Raw genomic sequence first — 6,414 nt, 5'->3', positions numbered from 1 at the left:
CATGACTAAATTAGCTGGATTCCTTGGTAGATATGCATTTTTAGGCGCTCAAGGATTTTTTATGAATAATTAAGGTTATAACATGTTATATTTTCTATACCCTTATATTTTATTCAATAACATATGATTTAAACAAGAAAGAAGAAAAAGAGTTTAAGTCTTTTTTTACAAGATAAGATATATTAGAATAATTAAAATAGCAGAGCAAATTCAAGTACGAATTGCCCTGCTATTTTTGTATGATTTTCAGTTTTAGTGTTGTAAGCTCCCTTCTAATTACACAAGAGCTGCTTCGTTTATATTACCCCTTAATCGATTTAGTTCATCGTATGGATTTTTGCCAGAAATTACAGTAATTCCATTTGCTTTTTCAACGAAATCAAAGGATTCTTCATCTTCAATCCAAAGAATTTTTACTTGTTTATTCTCAAGATCTTCAATGGAAGAAGCAGATAGGGATGCACTTTTAACCCATAAAGCATCTACTTCATTTGGAATTTCTGCTAAGTTGTTAATAGAAACAATTTGAAACCCGAGTTTTTGTAACTTTGTTGCCGCTTCACTGTTGGAAACAGTTGTTGCAATTACTTTCTTTCTAATTCCTCCATTACGGTCAAATGGGGAAGAGAGTAACCATTTAATTGCGTCCTCTTCTGTTTCTTTAATAACTGGAGCTTCACCAGTAGCTTTTACAATAGCTTGGTCTAGGTCTTTTAAGATGTCATCTGTTGATTCAAGCCCAATAGATAGACGAACAAGTTCTTCAGATGTACCGCTCTTCTTCAAGTCTTCAGCACTTAATTGTTGGTGAGTAGTAGAAGCTGGATGGATAATTAGTGATTTCGCATCCCCAACGTTTGCAACGTGAGATAATAATTTAATATTGTCAATAAGCTTTCTTCCTACCTCACGTCCACCTTTAATACCGAACGTAATGATTGAACCGAAACTATCCTTCAGGTATTTTTTCGCCTTTTCGTGGGATGGGTGATTTTCTAATCCAGGATAGTTAACCCACTCGACTGCTGGGTGATTGTTTAGGTATTCGGCAACTACTTGTGCATTTTTCGTATGTTGCTTAATGCGTAAATGTAAGGTCTCCAATCCTTGTAAAAATAGGAAAGCATTTTGTGGACTTAAACACGCGCCTATGTCACGTAATAATTGGACACGTAATTTTGTAATAAATGCTGCTGGGCCAAGGTCTGCATATTTTAACCCATTATAGCTTTCATCAGGTTCTGTAAACCCTGGGAATTTCCCATTCCCCCAATCAAAACGTCCACCATCTACAACGACACCGCCAATGGTAGTACCATGACCACCAATCCATTTTGTGGCGGAATGTACAACGATATCTGCCCCCCATGAGATTGGTTTTGTAACGTATGGAGTTGCAAATGTGTTATCAATGATTAACGGAATTCCATTCTCATGAGCAATGTCCGCAATGGTTTCTACATCGAATACTTGTAAACTTGGATTTGTAATAATTTCACCAAAAACGGCCTTTGTTTTTTCGTTGATAGCAGCTCTTACTGCTTCAGGGTTTGTTCCATCTACAAATTTAACGTTGATGCCATACTTTGGAAGAGTATTAGCAAAAAGATTGTATGTACCACCATATAGGTTGCTGTCGGCCACAATCTCATCTCCGGCTTCTGCAATATTCAAAATAGCAAATGTTATGGCCGCCATTCCTGATGATAGCGACAGGGCACCAACACCATCTTCTAAAGCTGCTATTCGTTGTTCAAACGCATCCAATGTAGGATTCATGATTCGAGAGTAAATATTACCAGGTTCTGCTAAACCAAATAAATTTTGCGCATGCTCGGTATCACGGAAAACATAAGAAGTTGTTTGATAAATCGGAACCGCACGTGAGCCGGTTGTTGGATCAACCTCTTGACCTGCATGAAGTAATAATGTTTCAGGGTTTTGTAAATCGAATTTAGACATAGATAATTCCTCCTTGAGTGTTTGATTGGTATGTTACTATTCCAAATCTGGAGGTAGAGGGGATGAAAAAAAGCCCTCTTCCTAAGAAGAGGGCTTCTATTTATACAAATAGCCGATCCTCCTCTTATCTTCCAGTTCATGTGACCTGTAGGATTTAGCACCGTAGAAAAGTAAGAGTTACTAACTTTCAGGTTGCCGGGCTTCAAAGGGCCTATTCCCTCCACCGCTCTTGATAAGAGATTATTGATTAATGCTTAGTATAATGGTCGGGATTTTATTTGTCAATACATTTCAAAAAAATAAATAATTTTATCTTACCTCAAGCTTCTGGGGGAACAAAAAAGGTAGGTGGGAGATCAACTGTCCGTAAAAATCCGACTAAGGGGATGGAGGAAAACCTCCACAGATGGTTGTTCTTCTTTATACATTTAGTATTCTAACTATTGTATTTTCAGGGGCTTAAGTTTTTTTAAACCTATTCAATGAAACTTAACTAAATGCATATATATAAGTATGAAAATGGAAGGGGGATAAGGACGGATGGGAAAGAAATATAAACATATAGAAACAGCAATTATTCACGATGGTTATGAGGATAAAGAAATGTTAGGAAGTTTGGCACCACCCATTTTTCAGACGTCAACTTTTACATTTGATTCAGCAGAACAAGGGGAGTTGCGTTTTTCGGGGAAAGAAGATGGGTATATATATTCGAGACTTGGAAATCCTACTGTAACTATTTTGGAAAAAAAGATAGCTACGTTAGAAAATGGGGAGCGGGGACTAGCTTTTAGTTCAGGGATGGCAGCAGTCTCGGCTGTACTAATCGCCTTATCAAAAGCAAACGATCATATCTTATGCTCTTCAGGTTTATATGGGTGTACGTTTGGTCTTTTAACCATGATGAAGGATAAGTATAACATGAAAGTTGATTTTTCAAATATGGACACCGAAGAAGAAATCCGCTCCAAAGTAAAACCTGAAACAGCGGTCATTTATATTGAAACTCCGATTAACCCGACGATGCGTTTAGTAGATTTAGAAATGGTTTCAAAGGTTGCCAAGGAATTTGATATTCCAGTTGTTGTGGATAATACCTTTTCCACTCCTTATTTACAGAAACCACTTGATTTAGGTTGTGATGTTGTCATTCATAGTGCAACGAAATATATTGGCGGGCATGGAGATGTGATAGCAGGACTCGTGGTTGGGAAGAAGGAATTTGTGGATAAGGTTGCATTAACTACTTTAAAAGACATTGGTGGGGTTATGTCCCCGTTTGATGCCTGGCTTTTAATTCGTGGGTTAAAGACATTGCCTTTACGTATGGATCGCCATTGCGAAAATGCGAAGAAGATCATGGAACATCTCAAAAATCACCCGAAAGTGGATAACGTATTCTATCCACATGATTCAACAAATCCTGACTTCCGTATAGGGAAGAAACAAATGAGAAAAGGTGGGGGAATGGTATCTTTTGAGATTAAGGGAAACAAAAAAGATGCACAACAATTTCTTAATGCTTTATCGATGATAAAAATTGCGGTTAGTCTAGGTGACGCAGAATCACTCATTCAACATCCAGCAACGATGACTCATGCTGTAGTACCTGAAGAATCTCGTAAAAAGATGGGGATTACAGATCAATTAATTCGATTATCGGTTGGTTTGGAAGCATGGCCAGACATTTGGGACGATTTAAAACAAGCATTAGATCAGTTGAAATAAGGAATTGAATATCCACATGCCGAATCAAAGAAAGCGGGGATTGGGCGTGGTAGAATGGAATATGAAACAATATGGATGGAATACTAAACTTCAATGCATCGTTCTTATAATTAGTTAAATGAAGGAAAAGTAAGTATAATATGGATATATTATTCCTATAGGAAGAGGTGAAACAATGGGAATACTAACTTTTTTATTCGCTTTTATCATCGTAATGAACATTTTATTAGGTATTTCTATTGTTTTTCTTGAAAGGAAAAACCCACCATCGACTTGGGCTTGGTTAATGGTACTTTTATTTATTCCGATTTTAGGCTTTATCCTCTATTTAATTTTTGGCCGCTCCCTATATAGAAAACGTATTTTTACCTGGGATCGAAAAACATGGATAGCGTTCAGGAAGTCAGTAAAGGATCAGATGGGTGTTTTCCATAACCATCAGTTTCGGTTTAATAATCCGAATATGCAGGAGTATTCGGATATTGCCTACTTGCATCTACGAAATGATGATGCCGTTCTTACCCAGGATAATGATGTTCAAATTTTTACGGATGGAAAAAAAAAGTTTGATTCATTAATAGAGGACTTAGAAAAGGCGGAAGATCATATCCATCTTCAATATTATATAATACGAAATGATGAGCTCGGACAAAGAATTGCAAGAACATTAATAAGGAAAGCGAAGCAAGGAGTAGAAGTACGTGTACTATACGATGATTTGGGGTCTCGTTCGTTAAGTAAAAAATTCCTCCATAAACTTCGAAAGGAAGGGGTTCAGATTGAGGCATTTTTCCCTTCTACATTCTTAAAAATTAACTTTGAAATTAATTATCGGAATCACCGAAAAGCAGCCATCATTGATGGGAGGATTGCTTATATAGGTGGTTTTAATATTGGTGATGAATACCTTGGGAAAAAGAAAAAATTCGGTTACTGGCGTGATACCCATTTACGAATAGAGGGACATGCAGTAAATAGCATACAGACAAGGTTTGTTTTAGATTGGAACCATGCGTCAAGACGGGATATTTTATATAATAAACGTTATTATAATGCTAAACCTAGTGGTAATGTAGGAATGCAAATTGTTTCGAGTGGTCCGGATTCAGAGTTGGAACAAATAAAGTATGGTTACATTAAAATGATTTTATCAGCTAAGGAATATATTTACATTCAAACACCGTACTTTATTCCTGATAATAGTCTTTTTGACGCATTAAGAATTGCGGCATTTTCCGGTGTGAAGGTTAGGTTAATGATTCCGAATAAACCAGATCATCCATTTGTTTATTGGGCAACACTTTCTTATTCTGGAGAATTACTAGCTGCGGGTGCGGAAGTGTATATTTACCAAAATGGCTTTCTCCATGCCAAGACAATTGTAGTTGATGGAAAGATAGCCTCGGTGGGTACAGCAAATATTGATGTACGAAGTTTCCAACTTAATTTTGAAGTGAATGCATTTATTTATGACCAAGAAATCTCCAAACAATTAGTGGATGCCTTTAATCAAGATATAAAATTATCTACGCAGATGACGGAAAAACTATATAATAAACGTACGATCGGGATTCGATTTAAGGAGTCGATTTCTCGTTTAATTTCACCGGTACTATAATGGGAGGATATACACAGAAATGGAATTAGAAGCAAAGGCTTGTTCAGAATCAAGAGCAATAAAAACAACACTTGTACTTCCGCCAGATACGAATAATCATGGAACTCTTTTTGGTGGAAAGTTATTAGCACATATTGATGAGGTCTCGTCCATCGCTGCATTAAAGCATGCAAGAAAAAATGTTGTAACAGCATCCATGGACTCTGTTGACTTCTTATCCCCAGTAACATTAGGGCAAACAATCACAATAGAAGCATTTGTTACATATGCACACCGGACGTCTATGGAGATTTTCGTTAAGGTAGTAACAGAAAATGTAATAACGAGTGAAGAAAGAGTGTGTAATACCGCATTTTTAACGTTTGTGGCATTAGATGAAAATGGAAAACCAGATGTAGTTCCTGCCGTTTATCCAGAAACAGAACAGGAAAGGGCACTTCATGAAGCGGCTATCGAACGTGCAGAACAACGTAAAGCAAGAAGAAAACGTTCGAAAGAGTTTGCGGAGAAATTTGGATTTTAAAAATGAATGGGTGAGTGACCATACAGCTAAAAATGGTCACTCATGTTAAATAAATGATGATAAGTCTAATAGTAAATGTCAATTTTCTATGACTTTGGTTCAACTTCCTCATAGGTGATAAAGTCTTCTGCCCAATTTTGAATTTCCTTTATAACAGGTTCTAAAGCTTTCCCTTTATCTGATAGACTATATTCAATCCGAACTGGAAATTCAGAGTAAATAGTACGTTTAACAATTCCTTCCTTTTCAAGCGTCTTTAAACGATCAGAGAGCAATCTTCCACTTATAGGCAAATCAGTTTCCATCTCTGAAAATCGCTTCGGCCCTTGCAATAATTCAAATAATATAAGACCAACCCAGCGTTTACTAAGAAGTCCCATTGCTTTTTCAAATCGTGGACATAATTTCTCCATTCTGATCACCTCAATCTTATCTATTAATTACTAAAAGTAACTAAATGTCATTTTAGCAAACTCTGAACGATGAGTAAAGAACTTGGAGAAAATGGTATGTGTCAAGTTTTTCTCGGTGTGTCTTTCACACCAATATTTCCGGCACTCTATTTTTGTACACTTTTTCGGCT

The 6,414-nt window shown here is 36.7% G+C and carries 5 protein-coding genes and 1 riboswitch; of the genes, 3 read left to right on the top strand and 2 right to left on the bottom strand.

Translation table 11 applies throughout. The features are described from left to right. Window positions 1–276 precede the first annotated feature (276 nt). Window positions 277–1,962 carry a PLP-dependent aspartate aminotransferase family protein gene (locus tag ACFQ18_RS17830; protein ID WP_204798828.1) on the bottom strand — a complete coding sequence of 562 codons (1,686 nt, stop codon included), beginning with the start codon at window positions 1,960–1,962 and terminating at the stop codon, window positions 277–279. Window positions 1,963–2,083: 121 nt separating this feature from the next. Continuing rightward, a riboswitch (SAM riboswitch) is annotated at window positions 2,084–2,201 on the bottom strand. Window positions 2,202–2,502: 301 nt separating this feature from the next. On the opposite strand from ACFQ18_RS17830, the gene megL reads away from it, so the two are divergent. From megL to ACFQ18_RS17815, 3 genes are all read left to right on the top strand, one after another. Further along, window positions 2,503–3,690: a methionine gamma-lyase gene (gene megL / locus ACFQ18_RS17825; RefSeq protein WP_204798827.1), complete on the top strand. Its 1,188-nt coding sequence runs from the start codon at window positions 2,503–2,505 to the stop codon at window positions 3,688–3,690. Window positions 3,691–3,865: 175 nt separating this feature from the next. Continuing rightward, window positions 3,866–5,308, top strand: coding sequence for a cardiolipin synthase (gene cls / locus ACFQ18_RS17820; RefSeq protein WP_204798826.1), 1,443 nt, complete (start codon window positions 3,866–3,868; stop codon window positions 5,306–5,308). 19 nt (window positions 5,309–5,327) lie between these two features. Further along, window positions 5,328–5,831, top strand: a complete 504-nt coding sequence (locus tag ACFQ18_RS17815; RefSeq protein ID WP_047184493.1) for an acyl-CoA thioesterase — start codon at window positions 5,328–5,330, stop codon at window positions 5,829–5,831. A gap of 86 nt (window positions 5,832–5,917) precedes the next feature. Here ACFQ18_RS17815 and ACFQ18_RS17810 read toward each other — a convergent pair whose 3' ends face one another. Beyond that, window positions 5,918–6,244 carry a winged helix-turn-helix transcriptional regulator gene (locus ACFQ18_RS17810; protein WP_047184494.1) on the bottom strand — a complete coding sequence of 109 codons (327 nt, stop codon included), beginning with the start codon at window positions 6,242–6,244 and terminating at the stop codon, window positions 5,918–5,920. Window positions 6,245–6,414: the final 170 nt, after the last annotated feature.

Source organism: Oceanobacillus caeni (genome assembly GCF_042678465.1).
Lineage (GTDB): Bacteria > Bacillota > Bacilli > Bacillales > Amphibacillaceae > Oceanobacillus > Oceanobacillus caeni.
The sequence above is the reverse complement of the archived record's forward strand: the minus strand, read 5'-3'. Positions and strand labels throughout refer to the sequence as shown.

Coding starts and splice junctions, on each gene's coding strand:
- megL (WP_204798827.1), top strand. CDS start 2,503: ATGGGAAAGAAATATAAACATATAGAAACAGCAATTATTCACGATGGT.
- ACFQ18_RS17810 (WP_047184494.1), bottom strand. CDS start 6,244: ATGGAGAAATTATGTCCACGATTTGAAAAAGCAATGGGACTTCTTAGT.
- ACFQ18_RS17830 (WP_204798828.1), bottom strand. CDS start 1,962: ATGTCTAAATTCGATTTACAAAACCCTGAAACATTATTACTTCATGCA.
- ACFQ18_RS17815 (WP_047184493.1), top strand. CDS start 5,328: ATGGAATTAGAAGCAAAGGCTTGTTCAGAATCAAGAGCAATAAAAACA.
- cls (WP_204798826.1), top strand. CDS start 3,866: ATGGGAATACTAACTTTTTTATTCGCTTTTATCATCGTAATGAACATT.